This window comes from Aeromonas sp. 601027, assembly GCF_049174455.1.
Taxonomy (GTDB): domain Bacteria; phylum Pseudomonadota; class Gammaproteobacteria; order Enterobacterales; family Aeromonadaceae; genus Aeromonas; species Aeromonas veronii_A.
The window spans coordinates 845,731-859,977 of the sequence record NZ_JAAKTN010000001.1; the positions used below are offsets into that span (position 1 = coordinate 845,731).

At 60.2% G+C, this 14,247-nt stretch carries 10 protein-coding genes and 1 pseudogene; all 11 read right to left on the minus strand.

The genetic code is table 11. From position 1 onward, the window contains the following. Positions 1 to 99: 99 nt before the first annotated feature. Positions 100 to 1,935: a sigma 54-interacting transcriptional regulator gene (locus G5193_RS03650; RefSeq protein ID WP_421204961.1), complete on the minus strand. Its 1,836-nt coding sequence runs from the start codon at positions 1,933 to 1,935 to the stop codon at positions 100 to 102. A gap of 283 nt (positions 1,936 to 2,218) precedes the next feature. Then, positions 2,219 to 2,683, minus strand: coding sequence for a hypothetical protein (locus G5193_RS03655; RefSeq protein ID WP_076491525.1), 465 nt, complete (start codon positions 2,681 to 2,683; stop codon positions 2,219 to 2,221). A 237-nt stretch (positions 2,684 to 2,920) separates the two neighbouring features. Next, positions 2,921 to 3,142: pseudogene (locus G5193_RS03660) on the minus strand (AEC family transporter); the annotation flags it as partial. A 122-nt stretch (positions 3,143 to 3,264) separates the two neighbouring features. Further along, positions 3,265 to 3,489, minus strand: coding sequence for a hypothetical protein (locus tag G5193_RS03665; protein WP_075114441.1), 225 nt, complete (start codon positions 3,487 to 3,489; stop codon positions 3,265 to 3,267). Continuing rightward, positions 3,486 to 5,438 carry a hypothetical protein gene (locus G5193_RS03670; RefSeq protein ID WP_421204962.1) on the minus strand — a complete coding sequence of 651 codons (1,953 nt, stop codon included), beginning with the start codon at positions 5,436 to 5,438 and terminating at the stop codon, positions 3,486 to 3,488. The genes G5193_RS03665 and G5193_RS03670 overlap by 4 nt, the downstream gene beginning before the upstream one ends. A gap of 11 nt (positions 5,439 to 5,449) precedes the next feature. Further along, complete coding sequence (locus tag G5193_RS03675; protein ID WP_421204963.1) at positions 5,450 to 5,854, minus strand: hypothetical protein; 405 nt, start codon at positions 5,852 to 5,854, stop codon at positions 5,450 to 5,452. A gap of 2 nt (positions 5,855 to 5,856) precedes the next feature. Beyond that, positions 5,857 to 7,434 carry a hypothetical protein gene (locus G5193_RS03680; RefSeq protein ID WP_421204964.1) on the minus strand — a complete coding sequence of 526 codons (1,578 nt, stop codon included), beginning with the start codon at positions 7,432 to 7,434 and terminating at the stop codon, positions 5,857 to 5,859. A gap of 2 nt (positions 7,435 to 7,436) precedes the next feature. Continuing rightward, a complete protein-coding gene (locus G5193_RS03685; RefSeq protein WP_421204965.1) occupies positions 7,437 to 8,645 on the minus strand; it encodes a hypothetical protein in 1,209 nt (402 codons plus the stop codon). An 83-nt stretch (positions 8,646 to 8,728) separates the two neighbouring features. Then, positions 8,729 to 12,346, minus strand: coding sequence for a curculin (mannose-binding) lectin protein (locus G5193_RS03690; RefSeq protein ID WP_421204966.1), 3,618 nt, complete (start codon positions 12,344 to 12,346; stop codon positions 8,729 to 8,731). A 4-nt stretch (positions 12,347 to 12,350) separates the two neighbouring features. Beyond that, complete coding sequence (locus tag G5193_RS03695; protein ID WP_127006641.1) at positions 12,351 to 12,725, minus strand: hypothetical protein; 375 nt, start codon at positions 12,723 to 12,725, stop codon at positions 12,351 to 12,353. After that, a complete protein-coding gene (locus G5193_RS03700; protein ID WP_421204967.1) occupies positions 12,722 to 14,017 on the minus strand; it encodes a hypothetical protein in 1,296 nt (431 codons plus the stop codon). Before G5193_RS03700 ends, G5193_RS03695 begins: the two co-directional genes overlap by 4 nt. Positions 14,018 to 14,247: the final 230 nt, after the last annotated feature.

Genomic DNA, 14,247 nt, shown 5'->3' on the forward strand with positions numbered 1-14,247 from the left:
TCCGTTCAGCACTGTTCGGCAATGGCGCAAAGCCTTGTTCCCATAAAAAACCCGTGTCATCCGATGAACGACACGGGCCGGATAGATGCCGCCAGCGCCTCAGCTCTGCACGGCAATCTCGTACTTCTTTATCTTGCGATAGAGGGTGGCAATCCCAATCCCCAGCGCCTGTGCGGCCAGTTTCTTGTTGCCGAGCCGCTGCAGGGTCTCTTCAATCATCTGTTTCTCCATGCTCTCAAGGCCGCTCTCACCCGGAGCGGGTTCAGGCAGTTTCTCCGGCATTGCGGCGAGCGGAGCGGTGGCAGGCACATTGAACGCCGCATCCAGATTGGTCACCGGGATCGACTGGGCGGTGACGCGATGGGGCTCCTGATTGCGGATGATGTTGGGGGGCAGCAGGCTGGCGTCAATCACCTCGCCCGCCTGGCTGACGTTGACCAGATATTCGATGAGGTTGCTGAGCTCGCGCACGTTTCCAGGCCAGCGATACCCCTTGAGCAGCGCCATCACCTCGGGCGCCAGACCGGGATAGACAATGCCAATGCGGCTGGTGTGCAGGTTGAGGAAGTAGTGGGTCAGCAGCTCCACGTCCCCTTCCCGCTCCCGCAGTGGCGGCAGGTTGAGGGGGATGACGTTGATGCGGTAGTAGAGATCCTCGCGAAACTTCCCCTCGGCTATGTATTGATCGAGATGCTGGTGGGTGGCGGCGATGATGCGAATATCCACCGGCACCGGTCGGCTGGCCCCGATGGGGGTCACCTCCCGCAGCTCCAGCACCCGCAGCAGCTTGGCCTGCATGGTGAGCGGCATGTCGCCAATCTCGTCAAGGAACAGGGTGCCCTGATGGGCTGCCTGGATCAGGCCCTGCTTGCCACCGCTGGAGGCACCGGTAAAGGAGCCCTTCACATAGCCAAACAGCTCGCTCTCCAGCAGTTGTTCGGGAATGGCGGCACAGTTGATGGCAATAAAAGGCTTGTCCTGCCGCGGACTCAGGCGATGGACAGCGCGGGCCACCACCTCTTTACCGGTGCCGCTCTCGCCACAAATCAGCACGCTGGAAGGACTCTGGGCGATGCGGTGCAGCAGTCGTTTGAGGGTGCGCATCGGCTTGCTCTCGCCGATCAGCTGATCGATCCGCACATCCGGATCCGGCTCCTGAACCTGACCGGAGTGGGACTGGTGAAACGCCATCAGAAAGAGCTGCTGGCCCTGCACATGATGTAGCTGGCCGATGATCAGCTCCTGACGACCTTCAAAAGTGATGATGTGCTGAAGATGACCACTCAGCCCCTGCTGGGAGAAGGTGAGCGGGCGGATCCCCACTTCGCGCCCCTGCAGCTGTTCCTGCTGGCAACCCAGATGATGGAGTGCCGCCTCGTTGGCGTAGAGCAGTTGACTCTTGTCATCGAGCAGCAGGCAACCCTGATCCATATTGGTCATCAGATTGAGGAACACCTTGTTGACCCCGTCCGACAGCCCGCGTGAATCGAGCAACTTGGCCACAAAGATAGTGGAAATGTGGCGCACATAGTCGCACACATCCTGCAGATTGTTGTTGAGGCGCGCCTGCTGCTCGTCGCTGAAGGCCACCAGACTGATCACCCCTATGCAGCGCTCGTCCACCATGATGGGCACCCCGAGGAAGGCGCGCTCACGGCAGCTCTCCTTGCAGGTACAGCCGTCACACACGGGATCATCGCTGGTGTGGGTAACGATCTTCTCCCGCTGATTATCAATCACATAGCGCAGCAGGCGGGAATCCCCCTCCAGCTGACGTCCGAAGAACTTGCCATAGGGCCCTGTGCCAGCCACCCGAACCATATCGGCATCCACAATCTCGACCTCAAGCTGCAGCACACTCGCCAGCATCTTGGCAAAGCGCAAGATGGTCGGCTGGATCTGCATCAACAGACACTGGTTGCTCACGGATCTCATCCATCATTCCTTTTTGTTCTTGTTATCTTCCCCCTAAAGGGAGTCATGCTGGCCAGATACTAAGGGATATCAGGGGGAACTACTTCGGGGGGGATCACGAAAAGGGAAAATGATCCGTATCCTCCACGACTTCAGAGGTACAGATAAAATTCAATAAAAACATAAAGATGAAAACACATGCAGCAAGATAAACCACTCGGAACAGCCAAGCCTGCTGATCCGCAAAGTCCATCGACAAATCATGCTGACTATGGGGAAAACAACCACTGAAATGGCATTTGGCTCACGCGCCACGTACCTGTTTCAAGACTTGGCACTCATGGTCGAAATCCGCTTTATCTTGCGGCTGAATGTAACTTTGCCAGCGGGCAAACAGCTCGGCCGTCGGATATCGATGCAGACGAATACCGGTGCGATAGAGTTTGGGAAAGAGTGGGTCTGGCTGGGATCTCACGACCAGACCGCGCAGTTTCTCGCCAGAGGGAATGGCAATCACCAGCTCATCCCCCTCCTTCAACCGTATGGCCCCCAGAATACCGATGCCGCCGATGGCTATGTCGCGCACCACCACATAGGGCACCGGGTTGAGCAACTCCAGAAACCAGTTACGACGGCTGCATTCTGCCTTGTAACCACCCCCACTGAGAATAAAACGGCGGTGTCTGCGCCAGTCATAACCGGTAGGCAATGCCGGGTCATAGCGCGATTTTGCCTGCCCCACAGGATCAGATTGCTCACTTGTGCTCATCCGGTTTCCCTCACTGGCATTGGTTAAACAGTGTCAGTCAGCTCTGTTTCAACTATAGCTGTCGCCGTTAGGGCCGGGGGCCGGGGGCCGGGGGCCGGGGGCCGGATAAGGGGACGACAGATGTATCACGGAGGCAATGTTGGACAGAAATCGCATGGATGAGATGCTAACTACTGCGACTCGGTTCGATCAAGCAATAGACCAGTGAGTCGCACCGCCGCAGCGATTCAATCTGGCTTAGCCGGGCAGATGAAGTGCCAACCAGACCGCCAGCGGGATCACCAGCACAGAGAGGGCATTGCCGCCGAGCACGATACTGGCCACCTTGTCCGGCTGACAGTGATACTGCTCGCAGAGCATGTAATTCAAGACCGCAGGGGGCAAGGAAACCGACAACATCAACAGCGGGATCCACTCCGTCTTGAGGGGCAACAGCCAGATCGCCAGCAGTAGCGACAATCTGTAGCCCGCCGCCGAAAATGAAAAAGAGTTACGGGGAAAATGAAAAGCTATCGGCCCGGTAGTTTATCAAACTTGATGGCACCGGAATCACTGAGTTTGATAACCCCGTTAAACCGGCATTAAACCTCTATTTCATAGGTCGGTAAATCCGGCGCTTCCCCTGCCAGCTCCCCTCCCCTGTAAAATGCCTTCTTGCCGATGGCTACCCCGGTACCCCGTACTGTGACCGTTCCACCCGCCAACGCGCTGAGAGTGGTGGTCGTGGAACCTACTGCTGTCACGGTACCAACCAACAAGGGATCTGCGCCTGGTACCAGCTCAAGGAATCGCTTAAACAGGTTCATACAAATCGCTCCACACTCAGTTGCTGGCGCACCGTCATGGCCCGGTTCTGCAACGCAGCAGAGACCCTGACGCCCCGGTTGTAACCCTTCCAACCGTCCACGGCGAGCAGCGCCCCCGGCAGGATCAAGCCGGTATCAGCTGACAACGGCAGTTCGATGGTCTGGGTACGCTTGGGCATGGTCTTGGCAAGCCCCACCACCCCCTGGGCACGGGCGGCCGTCACATCACATACCAGCGGGTGGGTAATGGTCGGCGCTTGTTGCTCGCCAGCCGTCCCCTGGCGTACCACCCGCGCACTGATGCCCTGATGGCCACCGCTGACCCAGATCCCGTTGGCAGCATGACCCGGCTGGAAGTCACTGCCCAGGGTGGTAATGATGGCGCGGGGGATCGCCACATCGGCCTCTGCAGTATCAAGCTGCCACGGCACCGTTGGATAACGTGGTTTGATGACCAGATGACGGTTGCGCTGGTGTGGCAGCACAAAGCTACCGGCCGCCTCGGCCAGGTACCTGACCACCTCGATCGGGGTCTGGTTATCCAGGCTAAAGAACCCGGCAGGCACCAACCAGTCAGCCGCTTGCCAATCCAGCGTCCAACCCACCGGCAATACGGCAGCAGCCAACTGGGCCATGGTCGCGGCTGCACGCTCACTCACCGCCTGCGCCAATACATGAGTCGGCGACAAGTAAGCGGTGCGAGAGCGTCCCGTCAGCGTTGCTGACTCACGGCCAAAGCTCTGGCTCGATTGCCAGCCATCACACACGCAGTCCCATTGCTGCCTATTGATATGGATGCTGACCTCTTCCTCATCGGTCAGTGCAGCCGCCGCGATACGGGGGATCTGGGCACTGAACTGCCACGCCCAGGAGTCAGTATCGAGTTCGATACTCACCGCAGTAGCTGGGATATCGAGCCCATCTCGTACCCGCACGATCTTCGCTGTATTGCTCACCGGATAAACCCTCCTGGTTGGAATAACGATTGCGGCATCACTGCCGTGCCAAACAAACTCCAGCTCGGCCTCGCCACGCTTGCGCCCGAACTCCAGGCGCAGGGTGCGCTTGTCTGGGCGCTCCGGGATGATCGGCGGTTTCGGATCCGGGCTGGTGCCTGGCCCCGGCTGCATCGCCTCCTCCCAGCCATCGTGCCACCCCTTCCAGAGCGGAAGGCCAAGGCGCAAGCGGCGGCCATAGAGCAGCAGGCCAACGGCATCGCCCTGGCTCCACTGGTCGGCCTGCCACACCTTGTCAAAGCGCGGCGGGTTGCGATAACCGCCGACCTGCCACATACCGGCCTTGTCCCCCTCGACCCAGAGGGCGCGATTGACGGCATGGCCGGGGGCCAGGTGCTCCACCTGCTGGCCATGATCGTGACCGGTGACCAGCCCCTCCTGGTACTGACTGCGGGAAAGCGTGTAGCGCTGGGGCATGATGGCGCTCTGCTCCACCTGCTCACTGTTGGCTGGTTCGGCCTCCTGCCAGCTGACGGCGCCCACGGTGCGGGCCAGTTCTGGCCGCTCCCAGGTGCTGGCTACCCGGCTACTCACCAGCCCAGCCCGCTCCCACTGGCTTTCCTGGGCGGCGCTCGGGCCACGGAATACGTTGATATCGTACTCCCCGGCGATCACTGGCACCGGCTGCTGATTACTGGCCGCTATACCGCACTCAATGATGAATGCGCCAACCATGGCGCACTCTGGTGCGGTGGTACTGGCGAGACTCCCCTCCAGCACCACGGCACCGGCCAGCGCGGCTATGGGGCGGTTCGGCTGGCTGGCCCAGCTGGCGGGCAGAGTCAGCAGGTCGGGGGAGACGGCCAGGCGCGGCGGCATGGAGGCGCCAACCAAGATCGCCTCATAGCGCACCACCTCGGCCTGGTTCAGCTCCAGCTGTCCGGTGGTACTGCGGGCCTTGCGTAGTTCTAAGCTCGCATCCTTTCTGGCCATATAGCCCCCGGTTACGGTTCGGTGATGGTGGCATTATTGATGCGGATCAGCGCACCGGCAAAAAACTCGCTCGCTGGTATCTCCAGATCGGCGCCACTACCTGGCACCCCCACATCGAGATCCGCCACAAAAGCGCCATCCCTGTCAGCAATGCGCCCCCAGGTGGGGGCGCCGCTGGCGGTGGCCATCTGCTCGGCCAGGGGTTTCAGGGTCAGCACCCCGCCGCTGACCGTCTTGGCGCAGGGGTGGGTGAACTTGAGCACCACCAGAGCCAGCTGGTCGGTGATGGCCGCCCCCGGCGCCGGTCTGGTGCCGGTGTAGATGGTCAGGGTAGCGCTGGGGCCGCTGCCGGTGTCGATGGCCGTTGCCAGCAGCTGGGCGCGGCTGGTGCGCAGCGTGTCCACATAGGTGAGCATGGCTATTTCCTCTTGAGCGGGGCCAGCATGGGGAACGGCGCAGGGGCCACACCCCCGCCAGGCGGGTAGGGTTTCGGTGCCTGGTAGTCGGCGGCCACGGCGTTATAGTCGGCGGGGCCAAAGGCGGGGTCGTCCTGGGCGACCAGCATATAACGCTTGTTCAGCCACAGCAGATCGAACCGATAGACCCCATCCGATGCGCGGCTGTAGGTCTCGCCAACCAGTTCGCCATCCTGGGTAAAGCAAAGAACCCGGCGCCGCACCCCCACCCCGCTGATGGTCACCGTGCTCTCGATATAGCCCTGTTCCACATTGCGCACCCCATCGCGGATCCAGAAATAGTCCCGCCCCTTGCAGAGGGGGTACTGGGTCTGTTGCTGGAGGTTGACCGGCCCCGCATACATCGGCGGGGTGCCGCGCCAGACCACATCTTGCGGCTGGAACTGGCTCCGTGGCTCCTGGTTGGCAGGGATGACTGTGCAGGGGATCTTGAGCGCTAACGCCGCCAGTTGCGGGAGGATGAAGTTAAACGAGGTAATGACCCTTGCCACAGATTGACCAGGGGCAATCTCAACGTATGAATCACCCAGAGCGGTGGTGCCAAATTTTGGCGAGCGCAAAATAACCTTGTCGCCACTACAGACCAGTAATTGGGTATTTAACACCGTCATGTAGAGAAATGGCACATCTGTGACTGCCGATACCGTTTCACCCTGCACGGTCAGGCTAGCCACGCCATTCAGGTATGTCAGTCTGGCTAGAACTGCGGCACCATCAAGCCATACCCCTGTTTGCCCAGGTAAAACCCCACTAGCACCAAGGTAGGCGGGAGCTGTCCCTGTTGCTGTTACCCCCACCCCTGTTTGATGGGTGATGGCCGCGCCTGCGGGCAAAAAAACCGGGTAGTTAAGGGCGTTGAATTGCTCGGTCGTTATCCCGGCCAATTCACCATCAGGTACTGGCGGCGCCACTTTTATTTTTAAGTAGCAACCACCTTGTGGGCTTCCTCCTGATAGGTATGTTGATCTTCCCCGCAAATTGGTGAAGCGCATTGCTACTACGCTGGCCATATTGCAGGGGAATGAAAAGGATTGGTTCTCGCCATCCGTTAATGTCTGATGGGTAAATACAATCCCGTCAGCATTAATTTTTACATCCCCTGTCGTATTAGGATATGCGCCGCGCTGGGCTGTTTTGGTGAGCGAGTTAAGCGATGGGCCATACCATAAGCCACTTTTAAGCTCGCTCTCCTTTCTAATACGCAAAGCGGCAACCACGTTATTGCTGCTGTCAAAAAACTCCCAGTCCATGCTGACATCATCGCCCTGCCACCAGTTGCACCAGCCACGCAAATAGAATGTGTACCCCAAGGGGCGAAATGGAATTAGCTCACCATTCCATAATCCGGTATCAGCGGCGGCAGAGGCATTGAACGTATATTTTAACGTGCCAATGCCTTGGGTCTGGGCAAAGTTATCTAGCCAACCTGGATCCTCGGTGGCGCTTACATCAAGTGACGGTGTGTAAACTCGGGTGTTGGCCATAGACAACATCAGATAGCCAGCTGTTGGCAAAAACATGACTACCTCCATGGGCCGGTGATATCGAACCCAATCAGTGATCGCGGGTCACTGTTCCATACGTTTACCTGATAAAGACCACGAATAAAGCGGGCATTTTTGCCAGGCAAGGCGGGCAAATCACCAAAGTTTTTACGGTGCCAGGCAGTGGTATCAGCGAAGGGAACGATCACCCCTGGCATATAACCGCGCAGATGGTTGCCGTTCTCCAGCACCATGCAGGGGTCGGTGGAGAAGTAGAATCCATTATCAGGGCCGTTGGGGAGCGACAAACCAGACCCAAATCGTCCAAACAGCCCTTTTAACCACCAGGATGTGGTGCCAAACAGCTGGTGATAGGGGCGGGCTATAGCTCGCTGGCCTGTCTGGTCAAATGTGGTGAGTGGCGTACCCCAGTTATTTGGGTTTGTAGCTTCTCTGCTATTCCAAACGACAGCGCTATCTGCCGCATTGGTTGATGGATAGTGGCAGAGTACCGCATGATAGCGATCGCCAGGTCTTACTGACCTGATATATCCCGCACAATAGACGGTTTGATAGCTGGTGTTGCCAATAGCTGGCAACCAATAAAACAGCTGATGATCACCAATCAGATCCCAGACTTTAGATGCGTATCGCTGGGTCGCTGGCCAACGGTGTTCGTAGATGGTGGTATAGGTGTTGATATCCACCACATCCTCCACCATGGCTATTTTTGCCAGATAATGCGTGGAGCCACCGGCAGTACCAGTCCAGCCAGTAAATGCGCTGTTATCAATCCGCCACGACACGTTCCCCGACTCGCTGACGTTGGTGGGGCGCACGATAAACACCTTGCCGTCACCGCTTTCATGGGTGATCGTCCAGCCCAGCGGCGCCACCTTCATGGTCATGGCCGCGCCGGAACCGGCAGCGCCTGGGTTGCCACCGTCAATCTCAAACCACACCTGAGTGGTGCTGACCTGCATTACCCGATGCTCGCCGTTGTAGGCGGCAGGCGATACCCCATCGACCTGGATAACTGAATCTTGCAGATAGGCATGGCCGCCGCTAAAGGTGGCCACCGCCCACCCCTTGGCGGCATCAAACGACAGGGCGTTAATCGTCAGGGTGCCAAAGCCGGTGACCAGTACCGCCTTGAGCAGCGCAGCCAGGGCGCCATCTGCGGTATCGCCCAGGCTCGGGGCGCCTTGCATTTCGCTTGCAAACCATTTGACCTTGTATTCAGCCATGTTGCCGTTCTCCATGGTGGGGCGCAGCTCTACAAAAGAGTGCCCCACAAAAAATAATGGGCGGGGCACGGTGCCCCACCCGGTTAGCGGTTGACGTTGCCGCGCAGTTGCAGCTCAAAGCGGTCGCTTTCGCTGGCCGCCACCGATTGCAGCACGGTACGAATGGCCCAGATCGGGAAGTTGGCTGCCTTGGTGTTGAAGCGCAGCACGTTGCCACTCGCCCAGCCCGCGCCCCAACCGCGCTTGTCCAGCCGAAAATAGGGCTGGCCGTTGTTGGGGTTGATGGGGGCAAAGTCGGTATTCACATCCCCCAGCGCAATCTGGCCCACATGCTCCCCGACCAGCACAAAGCTGGTACTCGTCTGGAAGATGATGGCCCAGCGCTCCTCCAGGGTGGCGCGGTTGGTCACCACGATGGGGAAATCGGTGTCGTTGTACTGCGCCGTGCTCTGGTCGCCGTCTACAAAGTCCTGCCATTTGTTCGTCCAAACCTTCTGGTCAAACAGATTGGTGTAACGCGCCCACAAGTCGCCCATGATCAGTGCTGACGACACCAGGGTGTCAGCGGCGTCATAGGCGTGAGACAGGGGGCGGGCCAGCACCAGGCGGCCAGAGATCTCCACATCGGTGACCAGGCTCATATCCTCGATCCGGTGAACCACCGCCAACGGCTCTATGTAGCCGGTCAGACTCAACGGGGTGGCCAGGGTGACCACCCCGCTATCCAGATTGGCGCTGTAGAGCGCAGGGTCGAGCCGCTTGCCGTTCTTGTCCTCCACATGGCAGTAGGCCAGCCGCTGGCGCCCGGTGTTGAACTGCTGGCCCGCCGTCACCCCCATCGGGTAAGCACCGCGCCGGGTCGAATGCACCACCACGATGTTGCCCTTGCGGATAAACGGCACCCGGCCATCAGACGGCAGCCGCACCGGATCCAGCCCGATAATGTCGGCATCGAGCGGCAGATAGCTGAACACCACGCAGTTGAAGCGAATGGGGTCAGCCACCACGCTGATCGGCTTCCAGATCTTGCCATCCTCCCCCACCTGCTCGGCGTCATACCATGGCTGGGTCTCGTTGCCCGCTGCCGTGACCTTGCGGCCAAAGCGCACGGTCACGATGCCGGTCTGATAGTTCACCTTGCCATCCATGTCGGTGGTGGTGAAAAACCCGTCCCCGTCTGCCGTGGCCTCGATACGGCGCCCGCTCGCGGTGTTGGCGCTGATGTAGAGGCTGCCCGGTGCCAAGGGTGCGCCTGGGGTGCGGAACGTCACCGCATCCACTGACTGGGCACTGAATGAGGTGGCCAGACTCTGGAGCGATGGCTGGGCCGGTTGCCCGGCTGCCCAGTCGGCCAGCACCGCCAACCCGTTGGAATAGTCGATGGTGCCCGCCTGGATGCCTGCCCCGGTTGAGGGATCCGGGTCGCGGTAGAGCAGCCCTTGCCGGTCAACGTAGGTAGAGCCGCCCAGGGTGAAGCGCATCGACCCCTCCAGAATCGCCTCGGCAAAGCCTGGGGTAATGTCTATGCGCAGCGCCTGGGCGGTCAGGGTGGCATTCTGGGCCAAGGCCGAGTTGTTGTTGCGGTAGGTCACATCCACCCACCCCTGTTCCCCATCAGGGAAGGTGTAAGCGGTGTTGTGGTACTCGATACCGGTCATCGTCCAGCGCTGTACCGCGATCTGGTTGTTGCCTTCCCAGCGGGTGCCCACGGTCACCCAGGCATATTTCGGCTTGGGCAATGGGCTGGAGCCATCCGGCATAAAGTGCAGGGTTCCCGCCGCATAGTCGATGGCACCCAGCACCACACCGCTGGCATCGATCAGCTTGCCCAGCCCGTCATCGCGCAGGGTGATGATGGGATCGCGGGTCTGGATCACCAGCTCCTGATCGTCCACATCAAACTTGTGATAGAGGGCGTTGAACTTGACCCGCACCGATCCCGGTGTGAGGTTGTGGGCGCCGCCGCCGTCCTTGCCGTCCAGGGTGATGGAGAGATGCCCCACCTGGCCGGGGGTATTGAGGCGCCCAGGTTCGATATGGCGCTCGGTCACCGGCTCACCGTACTGGTACTGGGCGGCGTACTCCTGACCCAAGGCGGGCAAGGTCACGTGCTCCAGATCGATGATCCCCTCGGCATAGTTGATGATGCCGGTGATATCGCCGCTTATCTTGCCGTCCCCCGCCACATCGGTGGCCCGCTTGCCATCGCCCCAGGTGAGGATCACGCTTTTGGGGGTGATCCCCTTGTGGGGGAGCTGCCAGGCGCTTTTGCCGATGCTGATGGCCTGCCCGCTGCGGTTGGTGTAGTTCACCGGGGTGGCCCAGCTGAACATGATGGAGGTATCCACATCCGGCAGGGCGCCAAGGGTCAGCATCACCGACCCGGTGGCCAGGTTGATGGTGCCAGAGCCATAAGAGCGGTCGATGCCCAGCAACTCCCCGCGCCCGTTGTCTTTCAGGTCATACCATTTGCCTTGCGCCATAAAGCTGACGGTAGTGGTGCCAGGCGCCGGGGTCGGATGCAGGGTGATGGTGTAGGCATAGCCCCGGTTGTTGGCCTTGACCTCGATCCGCGCCGTGTCAGCGATACGGGCAGGACGGGCCGCTGGCCAGAAAGAGACGGTCTTGCTCTGGGTGCCGTAGTTCGGGCACTGGGCATTGAACTCCAGCTGGCCACGGCCATAGTCGATGGAGCCGACTACCGACCCGGCAACAACCAGCTCGCCGCCCTTGTCGGTGATGGTGGCCGCGCCGATGGTGATGGTCACCGTGCCAGGCTTGGCACCGCTGCCCAGGAACAGGCCACGACTCGGGGCGATCACGGCGGCGGTGTTGATGCTCACCAGCCCCCGGCCAGAATCCACCAGACTGGCCAGCTCACCGGCAGCGGTCAGATCCACCGCAGGGGTCTCGCTGCGGGCCGCTGGCACCAGCTGGGTAAAGATGGTCTTGGCCCGTACCTGCATCGAGCCAAAGGCGGCATCTTCCACCATCCGGGTAGATGCAAAGTAGTTGGCCGCATCGGCCACCACGGTTTCGCGCAGGGCGGTCTTGGGGTTGGTCACCACATCATAGGGGGTCGGCTGCTCACCCTCGAAGGTGTAGCGCAGCGGATCCGCCAGGGTGCAGGTGACCACGTTGCGGGTGAACTCTGGTACACCTTGGATCTGGAACTTGGTCAGCTTCTGGGTTACCTCCAGCACCCGCACATACTGCTCGAACTCCCCGGCCTTGTTCTCGTTGCCGACCATCACCAGGGTTTCGCCCACCTCCGGCAAGCGGGCCTCAACCCGCTGGAAGAAGCGGATCGCCCGCTGCCCTTCCAGCTGGGTATCGTAGAGAAAACCCTGCCATTTGGGGCCACGCGCCAGATAGCGCTCCACCACATCGCGGGCGTTGTTGCGGGTGTCGTGGTGGTCTTTGGTGGTCATCAGGGCAAGGCCCACGTTCGGATCGTAGGGCGGCAGCAGCACGGCGGCATTCGCACCATAGTAGGTGTCTACGTTGTCGGTCTGAACCGCCAAAAACACCTTGCGCAGGTTCACTACCCCATAGGCCCGATCCAGATCGCTGATATCTGGAAACATGCTGTTATGTTCGCCGCTGACGATCTCCTTGCCGGTGATGCGACCGCCACCGTCCTCGGTGTCCGTCATCCGCTGGCTGGCCATCAGCTTGATATCGCCAGATAGAATGCTCATGGGGTTACTCTCCGCGCTCAATTTCGGTCAGATTCAGGGTCAGGGCGTAAGGGTGATCACCGTCTGGGTCAGCCAACTCGTACAAAGGCGTGGCCACCACACCAGGGCGGCGCCACACCACTGTGCGGGCCACGCCATCGAGCAGGGTCAACGTCATCAGCCGGGCCACCTGTGCCTCAAGCACCTTGAGCTCCTGCACCTTGGCGCGGGAGCAGTGCCCGCTCAGGGTCAGCGGCCGCCCCTCGGGCTTTGCGGTCTCCTCCACCAACAGGGCGCCGCTCAAGGTCGGGGTCACCACCTGCTCGACCGGCGCCCACTCGAACTCGTCGCGCCAGACCAGATCATCTGGTAGCAGCACGCTGTTTAAGGTCACGTTCATTGGCGAAGTCCTTGCTGTTTAAGAAGGGAAATCAGGGCATTCGCATTGGCCTCATCGGCCTGCAGTTCGGCCGTACCCCCTGCCCCTTTGAGCTCGATGGTGATCCGCTCGGATAAGGGCCTGCGTGTCCCTGGGGTGTTGGCGCTGGGGGTAGATGGCTCTGCAGTTGGGACTGGTTGCTGGGCGGCGGCCTGATTGGTTTTGGCACTCTCTTTGGCCAACGCTTTGTTGAGCTCCTCTTTAAGGCGGGCCTGCATCGCCTCCATCTCTTTTTGGAACTTCTCGCCGTAATACTTGCTCCACTCGCTGTAGGCCGGAATATCCTTGACCTTCTGGCTGTAGCGGGCCAGCTCCTCCTCCACCCCGGCCAGGGTATTGGCCAACCCCTCGGCATTGCCGCGCAGGCTGTTGATATCCACGCTCTTGTAGTAGAAGGAACCGGCATTCACGGTGCGGGTGATATCGCCTCGACCACCGCCCCCGCCGCTACTGGCAAGGCTGGCATTCGTCTGCTTGGCTTCATCCTGTACCCCTTTAAGCCCTGCTCGCATCGCATCGGTGGCCCCTTTGGCCCGTGCGGCAGCTTCGTCAAAGCCATCACCAATCGCAGCAACAGCTTTTTTGGCATCTCCGCTCCCCCCTTTCACCTTGGCCATGGCATCGGCGGCGATGGCCATGGAACGGGCTAGCGCATCCCCAGTGATCTTGCCCTGGGCGGCCAGTTGCTTCTGACGCGCGATCACCGCATCGATCTCGGCGGTGGTCTTGGCGCTGTTGTAGGCGGCGGCCAGCGCCTCCTCGATGGCGGCGCTACTGGCCCCCGTGTGCGCCACCAATACATCCAGGGCGCCGATGGTCTTCTGAAATCCCTCACCGATACGGCCATTGGCCCGTTCGAAGTCCAGCCCCAACACAGCAAAGGCCTTGGCCAGTTCTGCCGCCCCATCGACGCTTTGGCGGGTGGCTTGCCCTATCAACTGCTGCTCGCTCACCATGCGCTGCGCAGCCTGGGTGGAGCGACTGTCCAGTAGCAACAGGGTCTCGACCACCGCAGCCAACTGCTGGCCCCAGCCCTGCCACTGGGGGGTGGATTGGGCCAGCAGTTCACTACTCTCGGGCAGGCTCTGCTGCAATGCCTCCTGCGCGTCGGTCAAGGTGGTCGTTGCCGTTGCCGCCTGTGCACTGCCGGGGCCAAGGGCCTCCAGCTCGGTCAGTAGCCCTTGCAGCTCTTCGCGGCCAACAACACGGGCAACCAGCTCCAGCGCGAGTTTGAGGGTTCGGGGGTCTGACATGGGCAGCCTTACCAATCAGTGAACAGACATGCTCATTCTGCCCATGCAAGGCGATGCCAAGGGGTTATGGTGGATTAAAAAAAGAGCGCCACAAGGAGGTGAAACGCTAGAATGAAAGGAAGGATGTGTGATATTTTGCCACTCCATCCCTGCATAAAGGGATGGTTAACAGCCAATATTTGTATGGTTTACAAGCGAATTCGTGTGTACTCAGCCTCTTCTTGGCGCTA

Excerpts from the sequence above, each read along its gene's own strand:
- G5193_RS03650 (WP_421204961.1), bottom strand. The coding sequence starts at position 1,935 with ATGAGATCCGTGAGCAACCAGTGTCTGTTGATGCAGATCCAGCCGACC.
- G5193_RS03655 (WP_076491525.1), bottom strand. The coding sequence starts at position 2,683 with ATGAGCACAAGTGAGCAATCTGATCCTGTGGGGCAGGCAAAATCGCGC.
- G5193_RS03665 (WP_075114441.1), bottom strand. The coding sequence starts at position 3,489 with ATGAACCTGTTTAAGCGATTCCTTGAGCTGGTACCAGGCGCAGATCCC.
- G5193_RS03670 (WP_421204962.1), bottom strand. The coding sequence starts at position 5,438 with ATGGCCAGAAAGGATGCGAGCTTAGAACTACGCAAGGCCCGCAGTACC.
- G5193_RS03675 (WP_421204963.1), bottom strand. The coding sequence starts at position 5,854 with ATGCTCACCTATGTGGACACGCTGCGCACCAGCCGCGCCCAGCTGCTG.
- G5193_RS03680 (WP_421204964.1), bottom strand. The coding sequence starts at position 7,434 with ATGTTTTTGCCAACAGCTGGCTATCTGATGTTGTCTATGGCCAACACC.
- G5193_RS03685 (WP_421204965.1), bottom strand. The coding sequence starts at position 8,645 with ATGGCTGAATACAAGGTCAAATGGTTTGCAAGCGAAATGCAAGGCGCC.
- G5193_RS03690 (WP_421204966.1), bottom strand. The coding sequence starts at position 12,346 with ATGAGCATTCTATCTGGCGATATCAAGCTGATGGCCAGCCAGCGGATG.
- G5193_RS03695 (WP_127006641.1), bottom strand. The coding sequence starts at position 12,725 with ATGAACGTGACCTTAAACAGCGTGCTGCTACCAGATGATCTGGTCTGG.
- G5193_RS03700 (WP_421204967.1), bottom strand. The coding sequence starts at position 14,017 with ATGTCAGACCCCCGAACCCTCAAACTCGCGCTGGAGCTGGTTGCCCGT.